The organism is Microbacterium sp. MRS-1 (assembly GCF_000585455.1).
Lineage (GTDB): Bacteria > Actinomycetota > Actinomycetes > Actinomycetales > Microbacteriaceae > Microbacterium > Microbacterium laevaniformans.
The window spans coordinates 1-25963 of sequence record NZ_JAUF01000007.1 but is presented as its reverse complement, the minus strand read 5'-3'; the positions used below and the strand labels follow the sequence as shown (position 1 = coordinate 25963).

General features: G+C 68.5%; 24 protein-coding genes and 2 riboswitches. Of the genes, 18 read left to right on the top strand and 6 right to left on the bottom strand.

Going from position 1 to position 25963, the window contains the following annotated elements:
* Positions 1-13: 13 nt before the first annotated feature.
* Positions 14-120: riboswitch (glycine riboswitch) on the top strand.
* Position 121: 1 nt separating this feature from the next.
* Positions 122-223: riboswitch (glycine riboswitch) on the top strand.
* 53 nt (positions 224-276) lie between these two features.
* The 3 genes from gcvT to gcvP are packed head-to-tail and all read left to right on the top strand — an operon-like array spanning position 277 to position 4636.
* Positions 277-1386, top strand: a complete 1110-nt coding sequence (gene gcvT, locus AS96_RS01695; RefSeq protein ID WP_051498719.1) for a glycine cleavage system aminomethyltransferase GcvT — start codon at positions 277-279, stop codon at positions 1384-1386.
* Entirely contained in the window at positions 1383-1766 is a 384-nt protein-coding gene (gene gcvH / locus AS96_RS01690) for a glycine cleavage system protein GcvH (protein WP_036284954.1), read from the top strand. Before gcvT ends, gcvH begins: the two co-directional genes overlap by 4 nt.
* A gap of 56 nt (positions 1767-1822) precedes the next feature.
* Positions 1823-4636, top strand: coding sequence for an aminomethyl-transferring glycine dehydrogenase (gene gcvP, locus AS96_RS01685; RefSeq protein ID WP_231477042.1), 2814 nt, complete (start codon positions 1823-1825; stop codon positions 4634-4636).
* 171 nt (positions 4637-4807) lie between these two features.
* Here gcvP and AS96_RS01680 read toward each other — a convergent pair whose 3' ends face one another.
* Together AS96_RS01680 and AS96_RS01675 are read right to left on the bottom strand one after the other, a co-directional pair.
* Positions 4808-5746, bottom strand: a complete 939-nt coding sequence (locus tag AS96_RS01680) for a hypothetical protein (protein ID WP_231477041.1) — start codon at positions 5744-5746, stop codon at positions 4808-4810.
* 275 nt (positions 5747-6021) lie between these two features.
* Complete coding sequence (locus tag AS96_RS01675; RefSeq protein WP_036284946.1) at positions 6022-6810, bottom strand: CPBP family intramembrane glutamic endopeptidase; 789 nt, start codon at positions 6808-6810, stop codon at positions 6022-6024.
* Between the two features lie 155 nt (positions 6811-6965).
* Here AS96_RS01675 and AS96_RS01670 point away from each other — a divergent pair, with 155 nt between their 5' ends.
* The 3 genes from AS96_RS01670 (at position 6966) to AS96_RS01660 (ending at position 11489) form a co-directional block, all read left to right on the top strand.
* Positions 6966-8768 carry an ABC transporter family substrate-binding protein gene (locus AS96_RS01670; RefSeq protein ID WP_036284943.1) on the top strand — a complete coding sequence of 601 codons (1803 nt, stop codon included), beginning with the start codon at positions 6966-6968 and terminating at the stop codon, positions 8766-8768.
* Positions 8769-8925: 157 nt separating this feature from the next.
* Positions 8926-10431 (top strand): ABC transporter permease, encoded by a 1506-nt coding sequence (locus AS96_RS01665; protein ID WP_005053712.1) that lies wholly within the window; start codon positions 8926-8928, stop codon positions 10429-10431.
* Positions 10431-11489, top strand: coding sequence for an ABC transporter permease (locus AS96_RS01660; protein WP_036284938.1), 1059 nt, complete (start codon positions 10431-10433; stop codon positions 11487-11489). Before AS96_RS01665 ends, AS96_RS01660 begins: the two co-directional genes overlap by 1 nt.
* A gap of 12 nt (positions 11490-11501) precedes the next feature.
* Here AS96_RS01660 and AS96_RS01655 read toward each other — a convergent pair whose 3' ends face one another.
* Positions 11502-12110, bottom strand: a complete 609-nt coding sequence (locus AS96_RS01655; protein ID WP_036284935.1) for an integral membrane protein — start codon at positions 12108-12110, stop codon at positions 11502-11504.
* Between the two features lie 62 nt (positions 12111-12172).
* On the opposite strand from AS96_RS01655, the gene AS96_RS01650 reads away from it, so the two are divergent.
* Positions 12173-13915: an ABC transporter ATP-binding protein gene (locus tag AS96_RS01650; RefSeq protein ID WP_036284932.1), complete on the top strand. Its 1743-nt coding sequence runs from the start codon at positions 12173-12175 to the stop codon at positions 13913-13915.
* A gap of 99 nt (positions 13916-14014) precedes the next feature.
* Positions 14015-15922: a translational GTPase TypA gene (gene typA, locus AS96_RS01645; protein WP_036284930.1), complete on the top strand. Its 1908-nt coding sequence runs from the start codon at positions 14015-14017 to the stop codon at positions 15920-15922.
* 15 nt (positions 15923-15937) lie between these two features.
* Here typA and AS96_RS01640 read toward each other — a convergent pair whose 3' ends face one another.
* A complete protein-coding gene (locus tag AS96_RS01640) occupies positions 15938-16279 on the bottom strand; it encodes a DUF2200 domain-containing protein (RefSeq protein WP_036284927.1) in 342 nt (113 codons plus the stop codon).
* A gap of 60 nt (positions 16280-16339) precedes the next feature.
* Here AS96_RS01640 and AS96_RS01635 point away from each other — a divergent pair, with 60 nt between their 5' ends.
* The 7 genes from AS96_RS01635 to ddaH all read left to right on the top strand — a co-directional run bounded on the left by AS96_RS01635 (position 16340) and on the right by ddaH (position 21432).
* Entirely contained in the window at positions 16340-17038 is a 699-nt protein-coding gene (locus AS96_RS01635) for an AzlC family ABC transporter permease (RefSeq protein WP_036284925.1), read from the top strand.
* Positions 17035-17349: an AzlD domain-containing protein gene (locus AS96_RS01630; protein WP_036284922.1), complete on the top strand. Its 315-nt coding sequence runs from the start codon at positions 17035-17037 to the stop codon at positions 17347-17349. Before AS96_RS01635 ends, AS96_RS01630 begins: the two co-directional genes overlap by 4 nt.
* Before the next feature lie 9 nt (positions 17350-17358).
* Positions 17359-17775, top strand: coding sequence for a hypothetical protein (locus AS96_RS01625; protein ID WP_036284919.1), 417 nt, complete (start codon positions 17359-17361; stop codon positions 17773-17775).
* A gap of 9 nt (positions 17776-17784) precedes the next feature.
* Positions 17785-18105 (top strand): ferredoxin, encoded by a 321-nt coding sequence (gene fdxA, locus AS96_RS01620; protein WP_005053693.1) that lies wholly within the window; start codon positions 17785-17787, stop codon positions 18103-18105.
* Entirely contained in the window at positions 18105-19214 is a 1110-nt protein-coding gene (gene dapC / locus AS96_RS01615) for a succinyldiaminopimelate transaminase (RefSeq protein WP_036284917.1), read from the top strand. Before fdxA ends, dapC begins: the two co-directional genes overlap by 1 nt.
* A gap of 98 nt (positions 19215-19312) precedes the next feature.
* Positions 19313-20608 carry a citrate synthase gene (locus tag AS96_RS01610; RefSeq protein ID WP_005053689.1) on the top strand — a complete coding sequence of 432 codons (1296 nt, stop codon included), beginning with the start codon at positions 19313-19315 and terminating at the stop codon, positions 20606-20608.
* Positions 20609-20670: 62 nt separating this feature from the next.
* Positions 20671-21432: a dimethylargininase gene (gene ddaH / locus AS96_RS01605; protein WP_036284915.1), complete on the top strand. Its 762-nt coding sequence runs from the start codon at positions 20671-20673 to the stop codon at positions 21430-21432.
* Positions 21433-21546: 114 nt separating this feature from the next.
* Here ddaH and ppk2 read toward each other — a convergent pair whose 3' ends face one another.
* Both ppk2 and dapD read right to left on the bottom strand, forming a co-directional pair.
* Positions 21547-22332 (bottom strand): polyphosphate kinase 2, encoded by a 786-nt coding sequence (gene ppk2 / locus AS96_RS01600; RefSeq protein WP_005053685.1) that lies wholly within the window; start codon positions 22330-22332, stop codon positions 21547-21549.
* Positions 22333-22378: 46 nt separating this feature from the next.
* On the bottom strand, positions 22379-23332 hold the full coding sequence (dapD, locus tag AS96_RS01595; protein ID WP_036284912.1) for a 2,3,4,5-tetrahydropyridine-2,6-dicarboxylate N-succinyltransferase: 954 nt from the start codon (positions 23330-23332) through the stop codon (positions 22379-22381).
* Between the two features lie 44 nt (positions 23333-23376).
* Between dapD and dapE the strand changes: the two genes are divergently transcribed.
* The 3 genes from dapE to AS96_RS14850 all read left to right on the top strand — a co-directional run bounded on the left by dapE (position 23377) and on the right by AS96_RS14850 (position 25941).
* Complete coding sequence (gene dapE, locus AS96_RS01590; RefSeq protein ID WP_036284910.1) at positions 23377-24453, top strand: succinyl-diaminopimelate desuccinylase; 1077 nt, start codon at positions 23377-23379, stop codon at positions 24451-24453.
* Positions 24435-25679, top strand: a complete 1245-nt coding sequence (locus AS96_RS01585; RefSeq protein ID WP_036284907.1) for a membrane protein — start codon at positions 24435-24437, stop codon at positions 25677-25679. Before dapE ends, AS96_RS01585 begins: the two co-directional genes overlap by 19 nt.
* Before the next feature lie 88 nt (positions 25680-25767).
* Positions 25768-25941, top strand: a complete 174-nt coding sequence (locus AS96_RS14850) for a DUF3117 domain-containing protein (RefSeq protein ID WP_005053677.1) — start codon at positions 25768-25770, stop codon at positions 25939-25941.
* Positions 25942-25963: the final 22 nt, after the last annotated feature.

The following is a 25963-nucleotide window of genomic DNA, read 5'->3' as shown; positions in this document are numbered from 1 at the left end:
GAAGACAGGCCGCATGACGTGTGCGGGAGAGCCCCGGCATCCAGCGTTTCTCGAGGATCCGGGCACCGAAGGAGCAAGCCTCCCCGCCAATCTCTCAGGTCCGCGTACCGCTCGCGTCCGGCCGCTCTGGAAAGCGATCCCGCAGTGGGGGATCCGCCGACGGTGAAAGCCGGTTCCGCGCAGGCGGGTCCGGCGAAACTCTCAGGCTCATGACAGAGGGGGAGTTCCCGGCTGCCGGTCCCGGCATCCGCCCGCCCGATGTCCCGGGGAGAACTCATGCCAGACCTCCGCACCACCGCACTCGCCGATCGCCATGCTGCGCTCGACGCCTCGTTCACCGACTTCGGTGGCTGGAACATGCCCGTGCGCTACACCTCGGATCTCGCCGAGCATCACGCTGTGCGCACCGCCGCCGGCCTGTTCGACATCTCGCACATGGCGGAGTTTCTCGTGACGGGTTCGGGAGCCGCGGCCTTCCTCGACTACGCGCTCGCCGGGCGGATCTCGACCATGACGGTCGGCAAAGCGAAGTACTCGCTTCTGCTCGACGAGAACGGCGGCGTGATCGACGACGTCATCGTCTACCGCACGGGCGACGACCGGTTCCTCGTCATCTCGAACGCCGGCAACCGCGCGCTCGTCGCGGAGGCGTTCGTTGCCCGGGCCGCACACACGCCGGCTGTCGTCGAGGACATCTCCGATCAGACCGCGCTGATCGCGGTGCAGGGTCCACGTGCTCGCGAGATCGTGGAAGCGACCGCCGGCGTCGCCGACGTGGAGCCCGCGCTCGCCGACCTCGGCTACTACGCCTGGTCGCAGGCGCGCTTCCAGGACCAGCCGCTATTCATCGCCCGCACCGGATACACCGGTGAGGACGGCTTCGAGCTGATGCTGTCGAACGCGCTCGCCCCCGCGCTCTGGGACTCGCTGGTCGAGGCGGGGGAGCCGTTCGGACTCGTCCCCGCGGGACTCGCCGCGCGCGACACCCTCCGTCTCGAAGCGGGCATGCCGCTGCACGGCCATGAGCTGTCGACCGCGATCCTGCCCGCCCAGGCGGGGCTCGGGCGCGTCGTCGCGGCCGACAAGGACGAGTTCGTCGGCAAGGCCGCCGTCGCGGTGGACGCCACCGACCGGCCCGTGCTGGTCGGTTTCGTCGCCGAGGGCCGTCGCGCCGGCCGCGCCGGCTACGCCGTGGTGGATGCCGACGGCAACGTGGTGGGTGAGATCACGAGCGGGGCGCTGAGCCCGACGCTCGGACACCCCATCGCGATGGCCTTCGTGCCCCCGAGCTTCGCCGACCCCGGCACCTCGCTCTTCATCGACGTGCGGGGCACTCTGATCCCCGCGACCGTGACCGCTCTGCCTTTCTACCGGAGGACCGCATGACCGACCTGACCACCCTCAAGTACACCGAAGAACACGAGTGGGTCGCCCTCGCGGGCGACGTCGCCACCGTCGGGATCACGGACTACGCCGCCGAAAAGCTCGGCGACGTCGTCTATGTCGACCTGCCCGCGGTGGGCTCCACCGTCACCGCGAACACGGTGTGCGGCGAGATCGAGTCCACGAAGTCGGTCGGTGAGCTCTACGCGCCGCTGTCCGGCGAGATCGTCGCCGTCAACGACGCCGTCGTGGACGACCCGTCTCTCGTCAACAGCGGCGCGTTCGAGGGAGGATGGCTCGTGAAGATCCAGGTCGACCCGGCCGATGTCGACGGCCTCCTGGATCGGACCGCCTACGTCGCACTCACGGGCGGCGAGGAGTGAACACGGCCCCCTTCCGCGATCGGCACATCGGCACGGACGCCTCCGCCCAGGCGCAGATGCTCAACGTGCTCGGCTACGAGAGCGTGAATGCCCTCGTCGAGCGGGCGGTCCCGGCATCCATCCACGCCGCGCCCGTCGTGGACGGTGCGATCCCTTTCGCTGCCACTGAGGCCGAGGCGCTCGCAGAACTGCGCGAGCTCGCCTCGCAGAACCGGCCCGCGCGCGCCATGATCGGGCTCGGCTACTACGACACGCTCACGCCGTCCGTCATCGCGCGCAACGTCTTCGAGAACCCCTCCTGGTACACGGCCTACACCCCTTACCAGCCGGAGATCTCGCAGGGTCGGCTCGAGGCCCTCATCAACTTCCAGACGATGGTCACCGACCTCACCGGTCTCGCCACGGCCAACGCCTCGATGCTCGACGAGGCGACCGCCGTCGTGGAGGGGATGCTCGTCGCCCGCCGCGCCTCGAAGGCGCAGAGCCCCGTGTTCCTCGTGGATGCCGACGCCCTGCCCCAGACGAAGGCCCTGCTCGTTCATCGTGCGGCGGCTCTCGGCATCGAGATCGTCGAGGCCGACCTTGCCGCCGATGGTGTGCCCCTCGACGCGGCAGGCGCGTTCGGCGCCTTCGTGCAGTACCCCGGAGCCTCCGGACGCGTGTGGGACCCGTCCGCCGTGATCGGCGCCGTGCAGGCGCAGGGCGGCCTCGTCGTCGTCGCGGCCGATCTGCTGGCGCTGACGCTGCTGCGCTCGCCGGGCTCGCTCGGCGCCGACATCGCCGTGGGCACCACGCAGCGCTTCGGCGTGCCGATGGGCTTCGGCGGCCCGCACGCCGGGTACATGGCGGTCCGCTCCGGACTCGAACGCCAGCTGCCGGGCCGCCTCGTCGGCGTCTCGGTGGATGCCGAGGGCCGCCCGGCCTACCGCCTCTCGCTGCAGACGCGCGAACAGCACATCCGTCGCGAGAAGGCGACCTCCAACATCTGCACGGCGCAGGTGCTGCTGGCCGTCATGGCCTCGATGTACGCCGTCTACCACGGTCCGCACGGACTGCGTCGCATCGCCGACGAGGTCACCGGCAAGGCGCACCTGCTGCGTGACTGGCTCGTGGAGGCCGGCAACGAGGTGCTGCACGAGGACTTCTTCGACACGCTCGTGGTGGCGGTTCCGGGCCGGGCCGGTGAGGTCGTGGGTGCGGCGCGCGAGCGCGGGTTCCAGCTGTGGTTCCGCGACAGCGACACGGTCGGCATCTCGGTCGACGAGGCCACGACGGTCAGCGAGCTCCACGCGCTCGCCCAGGTCTTCGGAGGACGCGCACAGCGCGCCTTCGGGTGGGCCACCGGAAGCGGTGCCGCGTCGCTGCCGGAGTCGCTGCGGCGCACCGACGAGTTCCTGACGCATCCCGTCTTCCACGCTCACCACTCCGAGACCGCCATGATGCGCTACCTCAAGCAGCTGGCCGACCGGGACTATGCGCTCGATCGCGGCATGATCCCGCTGGGGTCCTGCACGATGAAGCTCAACGCGGCGACCGAGATGGCGGCGGTGTCATGGCCCGAGTTCTCCCGCGTGCACCCGTTCGCTCCCACCGACGACGTCGCGGGATACCTGGTGCTCATCGAGCAGCTCGAGTCGTGGCTGGCCGAGATCACCGGGTACGACGCGGTCTCCCTCCAACCCAACGCGGGTTCGCAGGGCGAGCTGGCGGGGCTGCTCGCGATCCGCGGCTACCACCACTCCCGCGGCGATGAGCAGCGCGATGTGTGCCTCATTCCGTCGTCGGCCCACGGCACCAACGCGGCATCCGCCGTGCTCGCCGGCATGCGGGTCGTCGTCGTCGCGTGCGACGAGGCCGGCAACGTCGACCTCGCCGACCTGCGGGCCAAGATCGCCGCGCACGCCGACGCGCTCGCCGCACTGATGATCACGTACCCGTCGACGCACGGCGTGTACGAGCAGGACGTCGTCGACATCACCGCCGCCGTGCACGACGCCGGCGGTCAGGTGTACGTCGACGGTGCCAACATGAACGCGCTGGTCGGCTTCGCCCGGTTCGGCGACCTGGGCGGAGACGTCTCGCACCTGAACCTGCACAAGACGTTCGCCATCCCGCACGGCGGCGGCGGACCGGGCGTCGGCCCGGTGGCCGCGAAGGCGCACCTCGCGCCGTTCCTGCCGTCGCACCCGCTGGCGCAGCGCGCCGAGCACGCGGGCGGGTTCGTCTTCGACGGCGGACCGATCTCGGCGGCGCCGTATGGCTCGGCATCCATCCTGCCGATCTCGTGGGCGTACATCCGCATGATGGGCGCCGAGGGGCTGCGGGAGGCGACCGGGGCGGCGGTGCTCGCGGCGAACTACATCGCCGTGCGCCTGCGCGACCACTATCCGGTGCTGTACGCGGGGGAGGGCGGGCTCGTCGCCCACGAGTGCATCCTCGATCTGCGGCCGCTGAAGGAAGCGACCGGTGTGAGCGTGGACGACGTCGCGAAGCGGCTGATCGACTACGGCTTCCACGCGCCGACGATGTCGTTCCCGGTGGCGGGAACGCTGATGGTCGAGCCGACCGAATCCGAGGACATCGGAGAGCTCGAGCGGTTCATCGAGGCCATGATCGCCATCCGGGCCGAGGCGGATGCCGTGGCATCCGGCACCTGGCCGGCCGATGACAATCCGCTGGTGAACGCCCCGCATACGGCGGAGTCGGTCATCGCGGGGCAGTGGTCGCATCCGTATCCGCGCGAGCTCGCCGCCTACCCCGTGCACAGTCTGGTGCGCACGAAGTACTGGCCGCCGGTGCGCCGGATCGACAACGCGTACGGCGACCGCAACCTCGTCTGCGCCTGCCCGCCCGTGGAGGCCTTCGCCTAGCCCCGAGCGGCCCGCGCGGTCTCGCGGTCCGTGTGGCCCGCGAGACACGCGTTCCGCACCGAGACACCGATGTACACCCGGTGTCTCGGTGCGGGGGCGGTGTCTCGCGGACGGAGCGAACGGGGCGGTGTCTCGCGGACGGAGCGGACGGAGCGGACGGAGCGGGTGCGGTCACGGCAGGCCGCGGAGCGCGCGGTCGAGCGAACCCAGCAGCCCGAGATCGGGCTGTCGAACGAGAGGCAGCCCCGCCGACAACAGGATCGCGCGGAGTTGGCTCGGGGCGATCACGTCGGCCCACGTCCAGTGATGGACCGTGTGGACGCCGCGTCGCATCAGCCGCGCGTCCCGAGCACGCCGTTCGCGGAGTGCGACACGAGCGTCGCCCAAAGCGCCGCCGTACTTGAGGTCTCCGTCGGCCTCTCCCGCCACGAGATGGCCGTTGCGCAGCCATGCGAAGTCGACGCGGTCGTCCTCTCCCGGCTCTGGACCTCGCACCCATCGCTGCATCTCCGGAACAGGAAAACCGAGCGCCTCGATAACCGTCGCGCTCACGGACTCCAGCGGTGACTCGGCAACCGCCGACGCGCGGTCGAACACGTCGCGTGCGCGACGGCGGCCTCGCGAGGACGGGTGGGTCTCGCTCATCGCCCGCATGCAGCCGGTGGTGAGGTGCGGATCGGCCCGGAGTGCGGCATCGGCCGTCGCACGGGCGACAGCGGGATGCCGTAGTCGTGCGGCATCCACGGCGACTTCGGCACCTGTCGCGACGAGCACACCGCTCACGTCGTCGAACTGCGGCGGGCGTTCGGCGGCATGCAGCCGGACCTCCCCGACGGCGTGCGTCGCTCGTGAGCCGAGGGCGACGGCATGGACGTGCGGCGGTTCGCCGAAGACGGGGAGCCCGCGGAGCGCGGCCGCGGCCTCCCGTACGAAGACGACGTCGGGGTAGACCCGCACGGCCGCATGGACGCGAGCGAGGTAGCGATCCCAAGGCGGCAGATCCCGCCACAGTTGCGCCGGGGCGTACACCCCGCGCATCACGCGAATGAGTTCCCCGCGCCGCACCGCGCGATCGACGTGCGGCTCGCCGCCTCGCATGATCAACGGCACCGGGCACTCTCGGACATCTGGCGTAGCGATCGCGGTTGGCATGTCGCCATTGCACCCGGCGATGAGTCGCCGCCTCCGCTGCTCACCGCTTTCCGTAGGAGCCGCGCCCGTCTCTCGATGTGGGGAGGAACCCCCGCTCGTCCCGCGAGACACGGTCCGTGCACCGAAACACCGGTGTGCAGCGCGTGTCTCGGTGCGCCGCGCGTGTCTCGCGGACCGGGCGGTGGTCGGTGCGGGCCGGGCGGTGGCCGGCGCGGGAGCATAGGGCCGGTGGGTCAGGCGAAGACGCCGGGCCACCAGGCGGCGGCCAGGGGATAGCCCACGAAGGCGATGACGTCGATGAGGGTGTGCGCGATCACCAGGGGCATCACGCGGCCCCAGCGCTGATAGACCCACCCGAACACGATGCCCATCGCGATGTTGCCGGCGATCGGTCCCCACCCTTGGTAGGCGTGATATGCGCCGCGCAGCGCAGCTGTCGACAGGATGATCGTCCACGTCCCCCATCCGAGCCGCCGCAGACGGTCGAACAGGTAGCCGATGAAGATGACCTCTTCGGTCAGGCCGGCACGCACGGCTGCCAGCAGCAGGAGCGGAATCGTCCACCACGAGGAGTCGAGCGGCGCGGCATCGACCTGCACGGTGATCCCCAGTGCACGCCCGGCGACGTAGAGGCCGAGCCCCGGGATGCCGATGACGGCGACGAGCAGTGCGCCTGCACCGAGGTCCCGTCCGAAGAGGCGAAAGTCCAAGCCGATCCGGCGGAAGGCCGAGAGGCCGGGCTCCCAGAGCAGGTAGATCGCCAGGGCGATGGGGGCGAACGCGAAGAACTGGGCCAGGCACTGGTTGAGGACGTCCCAGAACTGGGCCGCGTTCGCGCCCGGGTTCAAGGAGGTCGACTGGTCTGCCAGGGCCTGGTCGCGCGTCAGCGCCTGGACGAGTGCGAGCACCGAGGAGACCGCCGAGCGCCCCACCGAAAGAGCGAGCACAATGCTGATCTCCCACCACAACCGGGCGCGCTTCCCCCTCAGCCTTGGCAGTTCGGCGGCCCCGGAATCACTCACCTTGTCAGATTGCCATATCCGCCCTGAACTGAGTTAAGGGTCTGTAACGTTTTCCCTAACGGTTTTGATCAACGCTGATCAGAACTTATGGTTTCGGTATCCGCGCCGTGGGTGTTTCACCCGCCTGCGCACCCATCCCTTACCCAGGAGGAAAATTGAAGAAGTCACGCTGGGGAGCACTTGCCGCGGTCACCGCGGCCGGCGCCCTCGCCCTGACGGGCTGCACGGCCAGCGGCGGCGGCAACGCCACCAACGCTGCGCCGACCGGTGGCACCGTCACGATGGCCATCGTGAACGACCTGACGTCGCTGAACAGCAACACGCCGCAGGGCAACCTGGACACCAACGGTCAGTACCAGTACCTGACGGCCGGCGGTTTCCTGTACCCGGACAACAGCTTCAACATCGTCAAGGACGAGTCGTTCGGCACGTTCGAGAAGACCTCGGACGACCCCCTGACGGTCAAGTACACCCTCAACAAGGACCTGAAGTGGTCGGACGGCGAGCCCATCACCGCCGATGACATGGTCTTGGGCTGGGCCATCGGCTCGGGCTACTACGACTCTGCCACCACGGACGCGGACGGGAACGTCACCTCGGGTACGCAGTATTTCCAGCTCGCGGGCTCGACGGCAGGTCTGGACTCCACGTCGTTCCCGGTCGTCGGTGACGACAACCGTTCCATCACGCTGACCTATGCGAAGCCGTACGTGGACTGGGACATCCTGTTCGGTGTCGGTCAGGGCGGCCTCACGACGCCGGCTCACGTCGTCGCCAAGAAGGCCGGCCTCGCGTCGGCGGCCGACCTGACGGCGCTGCTGAAGAGCCTGCCGCACGGCGACAAGTCCGCTCCGGCGGCTGCGAACGACACCCTGAAGAAGGCTGCGGACTTCGTCAACACGGGCTACGACATCACGTCGTTCCCGACCGACAAGGACCTTCTCGTCTCCTCGGGTCCCTGGGTGCTGTCGGCGTGGACTCCGGGTCAGTCGCTCACCTTCGAGCACAACCCGAACTACAAGGGCGCTCTCGCCCCGAAGATCGACAAGCTCGTCATGCGTGTCATCGGTGACGCCGCCGCGCAGGTCACCGCCCTGCAGAACGGCGAGGTCGACCTCGTCTACCCGCAGGCGTCCGCCGACACGAAGAAGTCCCTCGAGGCCGTCTCCGGCGCCCAGGTCATGACCGGTGACCAGGTCTCCTACGACCACCTCGACCTGAACTTCGGCTCCGAGGTGTTCAAGGACCCGACCGTCCGCGAGGCCTTCCTCCTCACGATCCCGCGTCAGCAGATCCTCGACGCGATCGTCACGCCGGTCAACCCCGACGCCAAGGTCCTCGACTCGCAGCTGTGGCTGCCGAGCCAGTCGGAGTACGCGACCACCGTCGCCCAGAACGGCTCGGACAAGTACGACCCGTCCAAGCTCGACGCGAACGTCGCCAAGGCCAAGGAGCTCCTCGCCGGCAAGACGCCGACCGTGAAGATCCTCTACAACACGAAGAACCCGAACCGCGTGGACGAATTCCAGGCGATCCAGTCCTCCGCAGCCAAGGCCGGCTTCCAGGTCGTCGACGGTGGCGACCCCAAGTGGTCGACCCTGCTGTCGGCGGGCAACTACGACGCGTCGCTGTTCGGGTGGATCTCCCCGGGTATCGGCACGGCGCAGATCCCGCAGCTGTTCTCGACCGACGGTGGTGGAAACTACAACAAGTTCACCGCCGCGAACGACGATGCGATCGCCACGCAGACGACGCTCGACAAGGACAAGCTGACGCAGCTCATGCTGAGCATCGACAAGACGGCGTTCACCGAGGGCTACGGCCTGCCCCTCTTCCAGGCGCCCGGCATCTACGGCGTCTCCAGCAAGCTGGACGGCGTGAAGTACATGGGCAACCAGACCGGTCCGATCTGGAACAACTGGGAGTGGTCCGTCAAGCAGAGCACCAACACCAAGTAGTACCCACGCCAGGGTGGCGTCTACGGTAGATCCCGAAGGCGCCACCCTGGCCCCTGTCTGTCAACCGATGGGCGAGGCGATCGCAACCCGATGCCGCCCGCCCGTCGCACGTCGAAGTGAGTGACCTTTGGTCGGTTTCATTCTCCGTAGGGTCGGTGTGTCGATCCTCATCCTCCTCGCGGCATCCTTCGTGATGTTCAATCTCGTCGCTCTGTCGACGGATCCCCTCGAGGACCTCCGCTCTTCCAACAACCCGAACAAGCAGCAGCTGATCGAAGCGCGAATTCAGCTCGCCAACCTGGACGTCGCGCCTCCGCTTCGCTGGGCGATGTGGGTCGGCGGCGCCGCCAAGTGCCTCATCCCCTTCGCGAACGCCTGCGACCTGGGCACCACCTTCCAGGGCGCCCCCGTCACCGACGTCCTGCCGATCGCGATGGTGTCCACCATCCAGATGGTCACGGCGGCGCTGCTGCTGGCCATCCTCTTCGGCATCTCCACCGGAATCCTGTCGGCTCTGCGCGAGAACAGCGGCTTCGACGTGTCGTTCACCGTCCTGAGCCTGTTCCTGTACTCGCTGCCCTCGTTCCTGGCCGCCGCGCTTCTCAAGAACTTCGTCGCCATCGGCTTCAACGACTTCCTGCAAGACCCAGTGATCCCGATCGTCGTCGCCGTGATCGTCGGTATCGTCGTGGCATTGATCGTGCAGGCGGTCGTCGGCGGCGATGCCCGCCGTCGCATCACCTCCGGCGGGACGAGCTTCGTGCTCACCACGGGTCTTCTGCTCTACATGAGCGTCACCGGCTGGTTCCTGACACCCGGGTTCGGTCCCGTCGGGATCATCGTGCTGAGCGCCGGCGCTGCTCTGGGCGTCACCGTGCTGATCGCCGGCATCCATCAGCGCCGTGCGCTGCTGACCGCCGGCATCGTCGCCGTCGCCGGCATCATCAGCTACTTCGCGCTGCAGGGCCTGTTCGACGTCTCGACGTTCGCCACCATCGGCATCCTCTTCGTCGTGGCACTGGCCGTCGGCTTCGCCGCCGGCTTCTTCGTCGGCGGCGACGATCGCGCGCAGAACATGCGCATCGGCGTGCTCGTCGCTGTCATCATCAGCGTCATCATCCTCATCGACCGGTTCATGCAGTCCTTCCCCGGCTACATGGAGGACATGAACGGACGCCCGATCGCCACGGTCGGCTCCTCGACGCCGGGATACGCTCCCGACAATATGTGGCGCGTCGGTCTGGACGTCTTCTTCCACCTGCTGCTTCCGACGATCTCGCTGCTGACGATCTCGTTCGCGGGGTACACGCGTTATGCCCGCGCCGGCATGATCGAGGTGCTCAGCCAGGACTACGTGCGCACCGCCCGAGCCAAGGGCATGCCCGAGCGGGTGGTGGTCGTCCGCCACGCATTCCGCAACGTGCTGATCCCGATCACGACGCTCGTGGCGACCGACCTCGGCGGGCTGCTCGGTGGAGCCATCATCACGGAGTTCATCTTCGCGATCCCCGGTATGGGTGCGCTCTTCCAGCGCTCGCTGGGTCCCGGTGACCTGTACCCGGTGATGGGCTACTTCATCGTCATCGCCTTCATGGCCATTCTGTTCAACTTCCTTGCCGATCTCGCGTACGCGGCACTCGACCCGAGAGTGAGGGTGCGCTGATGTCCAGCACCATCTCCGAAACCCCCGGCGACGTCGAAGAGCGCTCGATCAGTCAGAGCCGGATCATCTGGCGCCGTTTCCTCTCCCAGAAGGTCGGCCTCATCGCCGCCATCGTCCTGCTGGCGGTCGTGGCCTTCGCCACGAGCGCCGTCGGGCTCGGCCCGATTCCCGGCTGGTGGAAGTACAACTGGTACGACCTGTCGAACAGCGTCAACGGCGGAGAGCCGACTCTGAGCCTGTTCCCGTTCTCGCTCGGCGACCACCCCTTCGGTCAGGACCGCATCGGGCGCGACTATTTCGCGATGACCATGCGCGGCATCCAGAACTCGTTCGTGGCCATGGTGCTGATCACGGGCATCGCGCTGATCGTGGGTGTCACGGTGGGCGCGATCGCGGGCTACTTCCGCGGCTGGGTCGACGCGGTGCTCATGCGCCTGACCGATGTCTTCATCGTGATCCCCGCCATCGTGATCGCCGCCGTCGTCGGTAACTGGGCCGGCGCGGTCGGCGTATGGGTCTTGGGCTCCATGCTCGGGTTCTTCAGCTGGATGGTGATCGCGCGTCTCGTCCGCGGTGAGTTCCTCTCGCTGCGCGAACGGGAGTTCGTCGAGGCTGCCCGCGTGGCCGGCGCCTCCGATGCCCGCATCATCTTCCGGCACATCCTTCCGAACGCGACCGGTGTGATCATCGTGTCGGGATCGCTCCTGGCAGCCGGTGCCATCCTGCTCGAGGCGGCGATCTCGCTTCTCGGCTACGGCATCCGCTCTCCTGACGTCTCGCTGGGTCTGCTCATCGGTGTCAACCAGTCGGCCTTCACCGTGCGGCCGTGGCTGTTCTGGTGGCCGGCGCTGTTCATCGTCACGCTGGCGCTGTCGGCGAACATCTTCGGCGATGCCCTCCGCGAGGCCTTCGACCCGCGCAGCCGTCGGTTCTCCCGTCGTCGCACGAAGGAGCGCGCCGACGGTGTCGAGCCCGATGTCGCCGCTCCGACGAGCCTGATGGATGCCGCGGCGCAGAACCCGCGCACCGGCACGCCGACCCTGCAGGATCCGGAGTAAGACCGGATGCCGTCAGAGGTTCAGCAGCGCCGGAACGGTCGCCGCGGCCAGCAGCAGGCTCAGCGCGAGGGCGGTGACGTGCACGTGCACGCGGGCGCGGTCGCTTCCCGCGCGGCCCAGGGGGATGGCCTCGCTCTCCACGAGCCGATGCCATGCTCCCCGGATGATGTACGCGGCGTCACCGGAATCGGTGCCGAGGGCGTCGGACTTGCGCAGGACGCCGCCCTTCTGGTCGGGTCCGAGGCTGTCACGCCCTCCGCGCGGCATGGTGAGTGCGCCGGCCGCGGGCGCCGCGGACGATCGATATCGACGCGAGGGCGTCACCACGGTCAGCGCGAAGCGGGTGTCGATGTCGACGACCATCGTCCACGGGACGGTCGTGGTCGCGTAGGGGTTCACGAGCGTGATGGACTGCTCGTCCCAGATGATGCGCGGACGCCAGAACAGCTCGCCCACCAGCAGCGCGATCAGCGCCAGCGGCACCAGAGCCCACAGCTGCTGCGTCGACCGGGTCGCGCCGAGCAGAACCACCAGCGCCGCGCCGGCGGTCACAGCCACCCATGCGCCGATCGCGATCACGGTGTTCGTGGTCGATCGGTACAGGCGCACGTCATCCGTCATCACCCCATCGTCGCATTCCGGACCACGAGTCCGTTCGCACGCACAACAGAAGGAAACCGCCGATGAGAACCTCCCGCGGCATGCTGCCCACGACCGAGGCGCACCAGCCGGACAGCGGTCCGGTGCTCGAGGTCACCGACCTCAACGTCGACTTCGGCGTCGACGGGTACTGGGTGCCCGCCGCCCGCCACGTCTCCTACTCGATCGCTGCCGGCGAAGTGCTCGCCATCGTGGGTGAGCCCGGGTCGGGAAAGAGCGTCTCGTCGATGTCGCTGCTGGGCCTGCTGCCGAAGAACTCCCGCGTGAGCGGCAGTGCGAAGCTGGCTGGCCGCGAGCTCATCGGCATGAAGCCTCGGGAGATGCAGGAGATCCGCGGCAACCAGATCTCGATGATCTTCCAGGAGCCCATGACGGCGCTGAACCCGGTCCTGACGGTCGGGTTCCAGATCGTGGAGACGTTGCGCCAGCACTTCGGCGTGTCTCCGGCGGAGGCCAAGGCGCGGGCCGTCGAGCTTCTGACGCTGGTCGAGCTTCCCGACCCGCAGAAAGCCTTCGACTCGTACCCGCACCAGCTGTCCGGCGGCCAGCGTCAGCGCGCGATGATCGCGCAGTCGCTGTCGTGCGACCCGCTGCTGCTGGTCGCGGACGAGCCGACGACCGCGCTCGATGTGACCGTTCAGGCGGAGATCCTCGAGCTCATGCGAAAGCTCCAGGACCGTCTCGGCTCGGCCATCCTGCTGATCACGCACGACATGGGCGTCGTCGCCGACATGGCCGACCGCATCGTCGTGATGCGTCAGGGCGACATCGTCGAGACCGGCACGGTCGCGAGCGTCTTCGCCGACCCGCAGCATCCGTATACGAAGGCGCTGCTGTCGGCGGTGCCGCGCATCACCACCGTGGATCTGCAGGCTCCCGATGCTGCCACCCCGTCCACTCCCGTGGTGGTGTCGTTCGACGACGTCGCGATCGAGTATCCGAAGCGCGGTCGGGTGCCGGCTTTCCGTGCGGCCGACCACATCGACCTGAAGATCTACCAGGGTGAGGTGCTGGGCCTGGTCGGCGAGTCCGGCTCGGGCAAGACGACGATCGGTCGCGCCACGATCGGTCTGCTGCCCATCCACTCCGGCCGGCTGACCGTGGCCGGCATGGACATCTCGAAAGCGAACCGCGAGCAGCTGCACGCCCTCCACCACGAGGTGGGCATCGTCTTCCAGGATCCGTCGAGCTCGCTGAACCCTCGGATGACCATCGGCGATTCGATCGCCGAGCCGATCAAGCTGTCCGAGAAGATCAAGGGCGCGCCCCTCGACAAGCGCGTGCGAGCGCTGTTGGACTCCGTGCGACTGCCGCGCGATTATGCATCTCGTTACCCGCACGAGCTCTCCGGTGGGCAGAAGCAGCGCGTGGGCATCGCCCGCGCCCTCGCTCTCAACCCGAAGGTCCTGGTCGCCGATGAGCCCACGAGCGCCCTCGACGTCTCCGTGCAGGCCACGGTTCTGGAGCTGTTGAAGGATCTGCAGCGTGAGCGCGGGTTCGCCTGCCTGTTCATCAGCCACGACCTCGCCGTCATCGATGAGCTGGCCGACCGGATCGCGGTCATGCGCCACGGCGCTCTCGTCGAGGTCGGCACCCGCGACCAGATCATGCGTCGCCCGCAGCAGGCCTACACCAAGCGTCTTCTGGCAGCCGTGCCGGTGCCCGACCCCGACATCCAGCGTGAGCGCCGTGACAAGCGTCTGGCTGATCTCGCCGCCGGTGTGGACGCCGATGAGACACCGGGGGATGCCGCCGCGCACGCCTGATCGAGCGGCGCGGGGCGCGGCGGAGGACGCCGCGGCATCCGGCTTGTAGAATGGGAGGCGCTCTGCTCGGAGCGTCTCCCTTTCTCGTTAGGTCATTTCATGGCGCACGCCCTCCGTCCGGATCTCCGTAACGTCGCGATCGTCGCGCACGTCGACCACGGCAAGACCACGCTCGTGGACGCGATGCTCCGTCAGACCGGCTCCTTCGGTGAGCATGCGCACGTCGAAGAGCGCGCCATGGACTCGAACGACCTGGAGCGTGAGAAGGGCATCACGATCCTCGCCAAGAACACGGCGATCACCTACAACGGCATCCACACCGAGGTTCCGGTGACGATCAACGTCATCGACACCCCCGGCCACGCCGACTTCGGCGGCGAGGTCGAGCGCGGCCTGTCGATGGTCGACGGTGTCGTGCTGCTGGTCGACGCGTCGGAGGGTCCGTTGCCGCAGACCCGCTTCGTGCTGCGCAAGGCGCTGGAGGCGAAGCTGCCCGTGATCCTGCTGGTCAACAAGACCGACCGTCCCGACGCCCGGATCGCGGAGGTCGAGGAGGAGGCCCACGACCTGCTGCTGGGTCTGGCCGGCGACCTCGTCGACGACGTGCCCGACCTCGACGTCGATGCTCTCCTGGACGTGCCGGTGGTCTACGCGTCCGGTCGCGCCGGCGCCGCGTCTCGCAACCGGCCCGCCAACGGCGAGCTGCCCGACAACGAGGACCTCGAGCCCCTGTTCGAGGCCATCCTCGAGCACGTCCCCGCTCCCGCCTACGACGACGAGGCGCCGCTGCAGGCCTGGGTCACCAACCTCGATTCCTCGCCGTTCCTCGGGCGTCTGGCCTTGCTCCGTGTCTTCAACGGCACGCTGAAGAAGGGGCAGACCGTCGCCTGGGTGCGTCACGACGGCTCGCACACCAACGCGCGCATCACCGAGCTGCTCAAGACCCGTGCTCTCGAGCGCTACCCCGCCGAATCTGCCGGCCCCGGTGACATCGTCGCCATCGCCGGCATCGAGGACATCACGATCGGCGAGACGATCGCCGACCCCGAAGACGTGCGGCCTCTGCCCGCGATCACGGTCGATGACCCGGCTATCTCGATGACGATCGGCACCAACACCTCGCCCCTCATGGGCAAGGTGAAGGGTCACAAGCTCACGGCGCGCATGGTCAAGGACCGTCTCGATCGGGAACTGATCGGCAACGTCTCGCTGAAGGTCGTCGACATCGGACGCCCCGACGCCTGGGAGGTGCAGGGTCGCGGTGAGCTCGCCCTGGCGATCCTCGTCGAGAACATGCGCCGTGAAGGCTTCGAGCTGACCGTCGGCAAGCCGCAGGTCGTCACCAAGCGCGGCGAGGACGGCAAGGTCAAGGAGCCGTTCGAGCACCTCACGATCGACGCCCCCGAAGAGCACCTCGGTGCCATCACGCAGCTGATGGCCGCTCGCAAGGGCCGCATGGACACCATGACCAACCACGGCACCGGCTGGGTGCGCATGGAGTTCGTCGTCCCCTCGCGCGGTCTGATCGGCTTCCGCAGCGAGTTCCTGACCATCACCCGCGGCACCGGCATCGCGAACGCGATCTCGCACGGCTACGACGACTGGGCGGGGCAGATCACCACCCGCCAGAACGGGTCGATCGTCGCCGACCGTCAGGGTGTCGTGACACCGTTCGCCATGATCGCGCTGCAGGAGCGCATGAGCTTCTTCGTGCAGCCAACCGAAGAGGTCTACGAGGGGATGGTCATCGGCGAGAACTCGCGCGCCGACGACATGGACGTCAACATCACGAAGGAGAAGAAGCTGACGAACATGCGCTCGTCGACGTCCGACTCCTTCGAGTCGATGACGCCGCCGCGCGTGCTCACGCTGGAGGAGTCGCTCGAGTTCGCGCGCGACGACGAATGCGTCGAGGTGACCCCCGAGAAGGTGCGCATCCGCAAGGTCGTGCTCGACGCGACCGAGCGCGGCCGCGCGGCATCCCGGGCGAAGCGCCAGGACGGCTGAGCGCCGCGGGAAGCCTCATGCCCGCAGAATCTTCTCGAGTGGGCGACCTCGCGCGACCTCGTCGACGAGTTTGTCCAGGTAGCGGATCTTCTGCATCAACGGATCTGCGATCTGCTCCACTCGCACACCGCAGATCACACCCGTGATCTGCGCGGCGCCGGGATGCAGCCGCGCACCCGCGAAGAAGTCACGGAAGTTCGTCTGCGCGGCGAGGTGATCCGCGAGTTCCTGGGCGCTGTATCCCGTCAGCCATCGTGTGACGGCCTCGACGTCGTCCGCTGAGCGGCCCTTACGCTGCACCTTCTGGACGTAGAGCGGGTAGACGCGGGCGACGGGCATGTCGAAGATCCGCTCCATGACGGGCACCCTACTCGCCCGCAGGCGTTCGCGGGCAGACGAACTGTCAGGATGGTGGGCATGGATGCCGCAGCTGAGGCCCGAGAGGCCGTGCGTCGCGCGCGGCGCGAGGCTGTGGGCGTCGCCGTCGCGACGAGCGCCTACGGTGTCTCGTTCGGCGCTCTGGCCGTCGCCTCCGGTCTTGACGTGTGGCAGACGTGCGTGCTGAGCCTGCTGATGTTCACCGGGGGATCGCAGTTCGCGTTCGCGGGCGTTCTCGGCGCGGGAGGGCTCGCCGCCGCGCCCGCGGCGATCGCTTCGGCCGCGCTGCTCGGCGTGCGCAACGTCGCCTATGGACTGCGCATGGCCCCGGTGGTCGGGCACGGCTGGCGCCGCCTCGTGGCGCCCCAGGTCACGATCGACGAGTCCACGGCGGTCGCTCTGGCTCACGGAGACCCCGCGGCGCGCCGAACGGGCTTCTGGATCACGGGCGTCGGCATCTACGTCGGGTGGAACATCTCGACACTCGGCGGTGCGCTGCTCGGCGACGTCCTCGGTGATCCTCGCACCTACGGGCTGGACGCGGCTGCGGCTGCGGCCTTCCTGGCGCTGCTGTGGCCACGTCTGCGTCGCCGCCAAGCGGTCGCGGTCGGCGTCGCCGCAGCGGTTGTGGCCACCGCGCTCACACCCGTGCTCATGCCCGGCCTTCCCGTGCTGGTCGCCGCCGTGGTCGCCATCGCCGTCGGCTGGACCAATGCGTTCGCGGGTCGCGCATCATGACGACGTGGACGGCAGTGCTCGCGGCATCCTTCGCCTGCCTGGCACTGAAGGTGTTGGGGTACGCGATTCCTGCGCGATGGTTCGGCTCGGCCCGCGCCGAGCGTTCGATCGACCTGCTGACGGTGGCGCTGCTGGCTGCGCTCGTCGCCGTGCAGACCCTGGGGGCCGGCCCGCAGATCGTCGCCGATGCGCGGGTGCCGGCGATCGTCGCCGCCGCCGGGCTGCTCATGCTGCGCGCCCCCTTCCTGATCGTCGTCATCGCGGCGGCGCTCGTGGCTGCGGTGCTCCGGGCGCTGGGGTGGGCCACGTAGAATCGCGGCGTGAGAATCGCACGGATCGGGAGCTGGGCCGTCGCCGCGGTGATCGGCCTCTTCTACGGGGCCGCCGGGACCATCGGTCAGTCCGCGCTGTGGGGCCCGGTGCCTCTGGGGCTCATCGTCGCCGTGATCGGCACCGGCGCACTGCTGCTGGCGGTGCGGGTGCTGACCGGTGACCGCTGGGCGGCATTGGCAACAGGTCTGGGCGTCATGCTGACGACGCTCGTGCTGTCCGGACGCGGCCCGGGCGGATCGGTCGTGGTTCCGGCGCCCGCCGACGGCCAACTCTCCACGGGAGTGATCTGGACGGTGGCCGTGCCCGTGATGGTGGCCGTCGTCGTGGCCTGGCCGCGCCTGTCCCCCCGCGCAACGACCCCGTCGGGGTCGGCTTTTCACGACCACGGTGCGAGCACGAACTAGACTCGACACGTGACATATGTGATCGCGTTGCCCTGCGTGGATGTGAAGGATCGTGCCTGCATCGACGAATGCCCCGTCGACTGCATCTACGAGGGCGAGCGCTCGCTCTACATCCACCCGGACGAGTGCGTGGACTGCGGCGCGTGTGAGCCGGTGTGCCCCGTCGAGGCGATCTACTACGAAGACGACCTGCCGGCCGAGTGGCAGGACTACTACACGGCCAACGTCGAGTTCTTCGACGACATCGGCTCGCCCGGCGGTGCCGCCAAGGTCGGTGTGATCGCCAAGGATCACCCGGTCATCTCGGCCCTCCCGCCACAGACGCACTGATGGCCGTCCGCGACCTCGACGATTACCCCTGGGATGCCGTCGCTCCCTTCGCCGCGCGGGCGCGCGTGCACCCGGGCGGCATCGTGGATCTTTCCATCGGTTCTCCCGTCGACCCCACGCCGGAGGTCGTCGCGGCGGCGTTGCGTGACGCCACGGATGCGCACGCCTATCCGCAGACCGTCGGCACCGCGGCCCTGCGCTCCGCCATCACGGCCTGGTATGGCCGGCGGCGCGCCGTGCCTGGCCTCAGCGTCGACGAGGTCCTCCCGACGGTCGGCTCGAAGGAACTCGTCGCGCTTCTGCCGTTGCTGATGGACCTCGGCGCCGGCGACATCGTCGTCCACCCCCGCGCCGCGTACCCCACCTACGAGGTCGGGGCGAAGCTGGTGGGGGCGACGCCCCTCGCCGCGGACGATCCCGCACAGTGGCCCGTGGGCACGCGCCTGGTGTGGCTCAACACCCCCGGCAATCCGGACGGACGTGTGCTCGGCGTCGACGAGTTGCGTGCCGCCGTCACGCGTGCGCGGGATCTGGGCGCCGTCATCGTCAGTGACGAGTGCTACGCGGAGCTCGGGTGGGACGGGCCCTGGGCAGACGCTCCGATCCCCAGCATCCTCGATCCGCGCGTCGTCGGACAAGACCGACGCGACGTGCTGTCGGTGTACTCGCTCAGCAAGCAGTCCAATCTCGCCGGATACCGTGCTGCCTTCCTCGCCGGCGACGCCGACCTCGTGTCGCGGCTGCTGACAGCACGCAAACACCTCGGTCTCATGCTCCCCGGGCCCGTTCAGAGCGCGATGACGGCTGCGCTGGCCGACGACACCCACGTGGCCGCGCAGCGCGAGCGCTATCGCGCGCGTCGGGAAGTGCTCCGCCCGGCTCTCGTGGCGGCGGGATTCCGCATCGATCATTCCGAGGGCGGCCTGTATCTCTGGGCCACCGAGGGCGTCGACGCATGGAAGACCATGGACCGCCTCGCCGATCTCGGCATCCTGGCCGGGCCGGGCCACTTCTACGGCGCACATTTCCCCGAGCACGTCCGCTTCTCGCTGACGGCGACCGACGAGCGGATCCGGGCAGCGGCGCAACGGCTGGCGCCGACGTCGTAGGTTTCCTCCTACGAACTGGCTGTTCCTTTGCGTGCGATCTGCGTTGGAGCGCGCGCCCAGTAGGCTGTAAAAGACCCCACCCACCGCAAGGAGGCTTCGTGAGCGACGCGGGACACCCCCAGAAGGCCACCGTCACCGTCGGTGACCGCACCGCCGAACTGCCGATTCTCTCCGGCACCGCCGGCGCACCCAGTGTCGACTTCTCGACCTTCACGAAGCAGACCGGCTACACGAGCTTGGACTATGGCTTCGTGAACACGGCGGCCACCAAGTCGGCGATCACGTTCATCGACGGCGACCAGGGCATCCTGCGATATCGCGGCTACCCGATCGAGCAGCTCGCGAAGAACAGCACGTACCTCGAGGTCGCCTGGCTGCTGCTGTACGGCGAGCTTCCGACGGCGGATGAGCTGGGGGAGTGGGACGACAAGATCCGTCACCACACGCTGCTGCACGAGGACCTCAAGCGCTTCTTCTCCTCCCTCCCGCACACCGCCCACCCGATGTCGGTGCTATCGGCGGCGACGGCGGCGCTGTCCACCTACTACGAGGGCCAGTCCGACCCCAACAATCCCGAGCACGTCGAGCTCAACACCATCCGCTTGCTGGCGAAGCTGCCGGTCATCGCGGCGTACGCCCACAAGAAGAGCATCGGTCAGGCGTTCCTCTACCCGGACAACTCACTGAGCTTCGTCGACAACTTCCTGCGGCTGAACTTCGGCAACCTCGCGGAGACGTACCAGGTGAACCCGGTGACCTCCCGGGCGCTCGAGCGTCTGCTGATCCTGCACGAGGACCACGAGCAGAACGCGTCGACCTCGACGGTGCGTTTGGTCGGATCGACCGGCGCCAACCAGTTCTCCTCGATCTCCGCGGGCATCAACGCTCTCTACGGCCCGTTGCACGGTGGCGCGAACGAAGCCGTGCTCGACATGCTCGCGCGCATTCAGGACTCCGGCGAAAGCGTCCAGCGCTTCGTCGAGCGCGTGAAGAACAAGGAGGACGGGGTCAAGCTGATGGGCTTCGGTCACCGCGTCTACAAGAACTACGACCCGCGCGCGAAGCTCGTCAAGGAGTCCGCCGACGAGATCCTCGCCGAGCTGGGCGTTCACGATCCGCTGCTGGATCTCGCCCAGGAGCTGGAGCAGGTCGCCCTCGAGGACGACTACTTCAAGGAGCGTCGCCTCTACCCCAATGTCGACTTCTACACGGGGGTCATCTACAAGGCGATGGGCTTTCCCACGCGCATGTTCACGCCGCTGTTCGCGATCGGGCGCCTGCCCGGCTGGCTGGCCCACTGGCGTGAGATGCAGTACGACCCGCAGACGAAGATCGGGCGTCCCCAGCAGCTCTACGTGGGCGCGGGCGAACGCAACTATCCCGGGGCTGTCTGACCGACGCGGCATCCGCGCGCCACGTGCGAAGCGTGCACCGGGCGATCCGCTAGGGTCGAGCCATGTCGCGTCTGCTCGTTCGTCGTCCGTCTCCGCGCCTCGCCGACGGCGAGGTGACGCATATCGGGCGGACCTCGGTCGACCCCGCGTTGGCGCAGCGCCAATGGGAGGCGTACGTCGACGTCTTCCGCTCGCGCGGATGGGAAGTCATCGAGATCGACCCGGCCGATGAGCAGCCCGACGGGGTGTTCGTCGAGGATGCCGTCGTCGTCTTCGGTGATCTCATCGTCCTCTGCCGCGCCGGCGCCGAGTCACGGCGCAGCGAAGCCCCCACGGTGCGCGATGCCGTGGCCGCCACCGGACTGGAGACGGCGGAGATCGTCGCGCCCGGCACCCTCGACGGCGGTGACGTCCTGAAGATCGGCTCGACCGTGTACGTCGGTGCATCTTCGCGCACCAACGCCGACGGCATCGCGCAGCTGACGGCGCTGCTGGCGCCGCGGGGATGGCAGATCGTCGCCGTTCCCGTCGAACGGGTCCTCCACCTCAAGAGCGGCGTGACCGCGCTGCCCGACGGGACCGTGGTCGGCTTCGAGCCCCTGGTCGACGACCCGGCCGCCTTCGCGACGTTCGAAGCCGTGCCCGAGGAGCACGGTACGGCTGTCGTCGTCCTCGGCCCCGACGAGGTGCTGATGTCCTCCGATGCTCCCGAGACCGCGGCCCGCTACGAGGCGCGTGGACTGCGGGTCGTTGCGACGCCCATCACCGAGTTCGAGAAGCTCGAGGGCTGCGTCACGTGCCTGTCGGTGCGTATCCGCGACTGAGCGGCGCGTCCGGCTCTCGGGCCGTCGCAGTGGCTTCGGATCTGCGCAACAGAATCGGATCGCGCGGGGCGCGGCATCCGATTCTGTCGCCGATCTCCGATTCTGTGCGCGTGATCAGCCGATGAGCGTCGCGGCGTAGTCGGGGACGTAGTTCTGCAGCTCGCGCGGAGGGCGTTCGTATCCGCCGGATGCCGGGCGAGCCGGGATCGCGATCGGCGCGCGCTCGACCTCCTCGTAGGGGATCTGCGAGAGCAGGTGATGGATCATGTTGATGCGGCCGCGACGCTTGTCCTCGTTGTCGACCTCGAACCACGGCGACTCCGGGATGTCGGTGTGCACGAACATGGTGTCCTTCGCGCGCGAATAGTCCTCCCACTTGGTGATCGACAGGACATCGTTGGGGGAGAGCTTCCAGCGTCTCATCGGGTCGTCGTTGCGGGAGCGGAATCGCTTCTCCTGTTCGACGTCCGAGACGCTGAACCAGTACTTCTTCAGCAGGATGCCGTCTTCCACCAGCATCCGCTCGAAGATCGGCACCTGGTGCAGAAACCGGTGGTACTCCGCGTTCGTGCAGTACCCCATCACGTGCTCGACACCGGCGCGGTTGTACCAGGACCGGTCCATCAGCACGATCTCGCCGGCCGCGGGGAGGTGGGCAATGTAGCGCTGAAAGTACCACTCGCTCTTCTCACGCTCGGTCGGCGTCGGAAGCGCCACGACGCGCGTGACCCGAGGATTGAGGTACTGCGAGACCCGGCTGATCGTCGATCCTTTGCCGGCGGCGTCGCGTCCTTCGAAGATCACCACGATGCGTGCTCCGGTGCTCTGCACCCACGCCTGCATGTCGACCAGCTGCGCCTGCAGTCGTTTCAGTTCGCGTTCATACGTCGCCTTCGGCATCCGGTCGCTCATGACCAGATGCTATCCGTCCCCGCCGCCGGCGTCCTCAGGCGTGCAGAGCCTCGTTCAGCGTCACCCCGACGCCCTCGCGGCGGACGGCCTCGACCGCACCCGTGAGCGAGTTGCGGCGGAAGAGCAGGCTGTTCTGGCCCGACAGCTGAGCGCCCTTGACGATCGGGCGCGATCCATCGTGCAGCGGGGGTTCGTTGGGGAGCACGATCTTGGATCCGGCGGTGACATAGAGTCCGGCCTCGACGATGCAGTCGTCGCCGAGCGAGATGCCGATGCCCGCGTTCGCGCCGAGGAGCGTGCGGGCGCCGATCGATACGCGGTGCGTGCCGCCACCCGACAGCGTGCCCATGATCGACGCGCCGCCGCCGATGTCCGAGCCGTCGCCGACGACGACGCCCTGGGAGATGCGCCCTTCGACCATCGAGGAGCCCAGCGTGCCGGCGTTGAAGTTCACGAAGCCCTCGTGCATGACTGTCGTGCCGGGGGAGAGGTAGGCGCCCAGCCGCACCCGCGAGGCGTCGGCGATGCGCACGCCCGGAGGGGTCACGAAGTCGAGCAGGCGGGGAAACTTGTCGAGGCTGTGCACCTGGATGCCGGCGCGCTGCAGTGCCGGGCGGAGGCGTTCGGCGTCGTCGGGGTGCATCGCGCCCGCCGTGGTCCACGCGACGATGGGAAGGTGCGCGAAGATGCCGTCGAGGTTCACGTCGTTGGGGCGGACGACCCGGTGAGACAGCGCGTGCAGACGGAGATAGGCGTCGGGAGTGGACGCCGGTGCGGCGTCGAGGTCGATCGAGACCGTGACGATCTCGACACGCACCGCGCGACGCGCGTCGGGTCCCGCATACTCGGCCCATGCCGCCGTGGCGGACGCCGTGTCGGCGTCGTCGCCGGTGCCGGCGTGGACCTCCGGGAACCAGGTGTCCAGGATCGTGCCGTTCTCGCTCGTCGTCGCGAGGCCGATGCCCCATACCGTCCGCTGTTCGCTCATGCCCTCCAGGCTATCGAAGCCGGACCCCTCGATAGACTCGCCCCATGCCCGTGCTCGACCTCACCGCCTCCTCCGTCGACCTGACCCGAGCGATCTGCGACATTCCCAGCGTGTCGGGCGACGAGGCGACCCTCGCCGACGCGATCTTCGCTGCGATCTCGCCGCTGGATCACCTCGACGTCTATCGCGACGGCGACACGATCGTCGCGCGCACCCACCTCGGGCGCGCGCAGCGCGTGGCGATCGCGGGGCACATCGACACCGTGCCGATCAACGCGAACCTGCCCACGCGCGACATCGAGATCGACGGCGAGCACTACCTCTGGGGTCGCGGGACCGTGGACATGAAGGGGGGCACGGCGGTGCAGCTGAAGCTCGCCGCCGAACTCGTCGATCCCCGCGTCGACATCACCTGGCTCTGGTACGACAACGAGGAGGTCGCGTCGGACCTCAACGGTCTCACGCGTCTGGCGCGCACGCGCCCCGACCTGTTCGCCGCCGACTTCGCGATTCTGGGGGAGCCCTCCAACGGGCAGGTGGAGGGCGGATGCAACGGCACCCTGCGCGCCGTCGCCCGCACCCGTGGGGTCCGCGCCCACAGCGCCCGCTCGTGGATGGGGGAGAACGCCATCCACGGTGCGGCGCCGATCCTGGCACGCCTGGCCGAGTATCGCCCGCGCGAGATCGACGTCGACGGGCTCGTCTACCGCGAAGGACTGAACGCCGTGCGCATCTCGGGCGGCGTCGCGGGCAACGTCATCCCCGACCTGTGCGAGGTGGAGGTCAACTTCCGTTTCGCGCCCAGCCGCAGCGTCGCCGACGCCGAGGCTCACGTGCGCCGCGTTCTGGACGGGTTCGACGTCGAGATCGTGGATGCCGCGGCGGGCGCACGTCCGGGACTGGACGCACCGCTCGCACAGGAGTTCCTCGCCGCCGTGGGTGCTGAGGCGCGCCCGAAATACGGCTGGACGGACGTCGCGCGGTTCTCCGCTCTGGGGGTACCCGCGGTCAACTACGGACCCGGCGACCCGATCTTGGCCCACCACGACGAAGAGCGGGTGCCGTTCGGCCAGATCGAGGACGTCGAGCGGAGCCTGCGGGCATGGCTGAACGGGCGCTGACCGCCGAGGCGGCGCCGCGGGGAGGGACCGGGCCGCTCGGACGGCTCCTCGTCCTGCGCCCCGCCGTTGCGGTCGCCGTCGTCTACCTCGCGGCCCGCCTGATCACCACGGCGTTCCTGCTCATCGCGGCCGAACTGTCCGGCCCGACGTCGCGTTTCGGGGCAGACGCCACGATCGGAACCCTGTCGATGGGCTGGGACGCGCAGTGGTATTGGGTCGTCGGCAGCGCGGGCTACCCCGCACACCTTCCCGTCGATGCGACTGGAGCGGTCACGCAGAACGCGTGGGCCTTCATGCCCGTCTATCCGGCGCTCACGCGGGTTCTGTCGGTCGCGTTCGCGGGAAACTACCCCCTCGCCGCGGTGGTCCTCGCCATCGTCGCCGGGTACGGGGCCTGCCTCGTGTTCTTCCACCTCCTCCGTGAGAAGCTCACGGCGGACACGGCGCTGTGGGCGGTCGCGCTGCTCGCGGCATCCCCTCTCGCAGCGCTGTTCCAAATGGGCTATGCGGAGTCGCTGTTCCTGCTGTGGCTGTTCCTGGCCCTGTGGCTTCTCGTGCGGCGCCGGTTCGTGTGGCTGTACCCGTTGATCGTCGTCATGGGCTACACGAGACCCGGCGTGCTCGCATTCGCGCTCCTGCTCGGCGCCTACGGTGTCGTGCGGTGGCTGCGCCGGCGCGACGACCCGCTGCCGACCGTGCAGGTGGTGCACATCGTCGCGCTCGGCGTTCTCGCGGTGGCGGTGGGCTTCTCGTGGCAGGTGATCGCCGGCGCCGTGACGGGCGATCCGGCTGCGTACATGGAAACCGAGCTGTCGTGGCGGCGCGGGTGGATCGGCGAGGGCGGTTTCGTGCCCTTCGACGGGTTCGTTCAGGGAGCTGCGCTCTGGTTCCGCCTCTGGGGGCTCCCCGAGAGCGTCGCGTACGTCGCACTTGCGGCGGCCGTCGTTGCGGTCGCCGCGGTGATCGCCTTCGAGCCGCACGTGCGGCGCCTCGGGCCCGAGATGCGGCTCTGGTCAGCCAGCTACGTGCTGTACCTGCTGGTGGTGTTCTTTCCGCAGTCGAGCATCTTCCGCCTGCTCCTGCCTCTCGCGCCGCTCTACGGAGCCATGGCCGCCCCGCGGCATCCCGTCTGGCGCTGGGGGGCGCTCCTGGTCGGACTCATCGGCCAATGGTGGTGGATCTACCAGATGCTGGCGATCGGGAACTCGTACACCCAGATCCCCTGATCGCGACCCTCCGGCACGCCGCGTGCGGCCGGTGTCTCGGCATACCGATAAACTTGACAGGTAGTCCGACGACGAAAAGGAGCCCGCGATGGCAGCCATGAAGCCGCGAACCGGTGACGGACCGATGGAGGCCGTGAAGGAGGGGCGCCTCATCATCGTGCGTGTTCCCCTCGAGGGCGGCGGACGACTCGTCGTCTCGGTCAATGACGAAGAGGCCAAGGAACTTCACGGCGTGCTCGGCGACGTGGTCGGCGCAGCCTGACGATCTCCCACGGTGAAAAGGG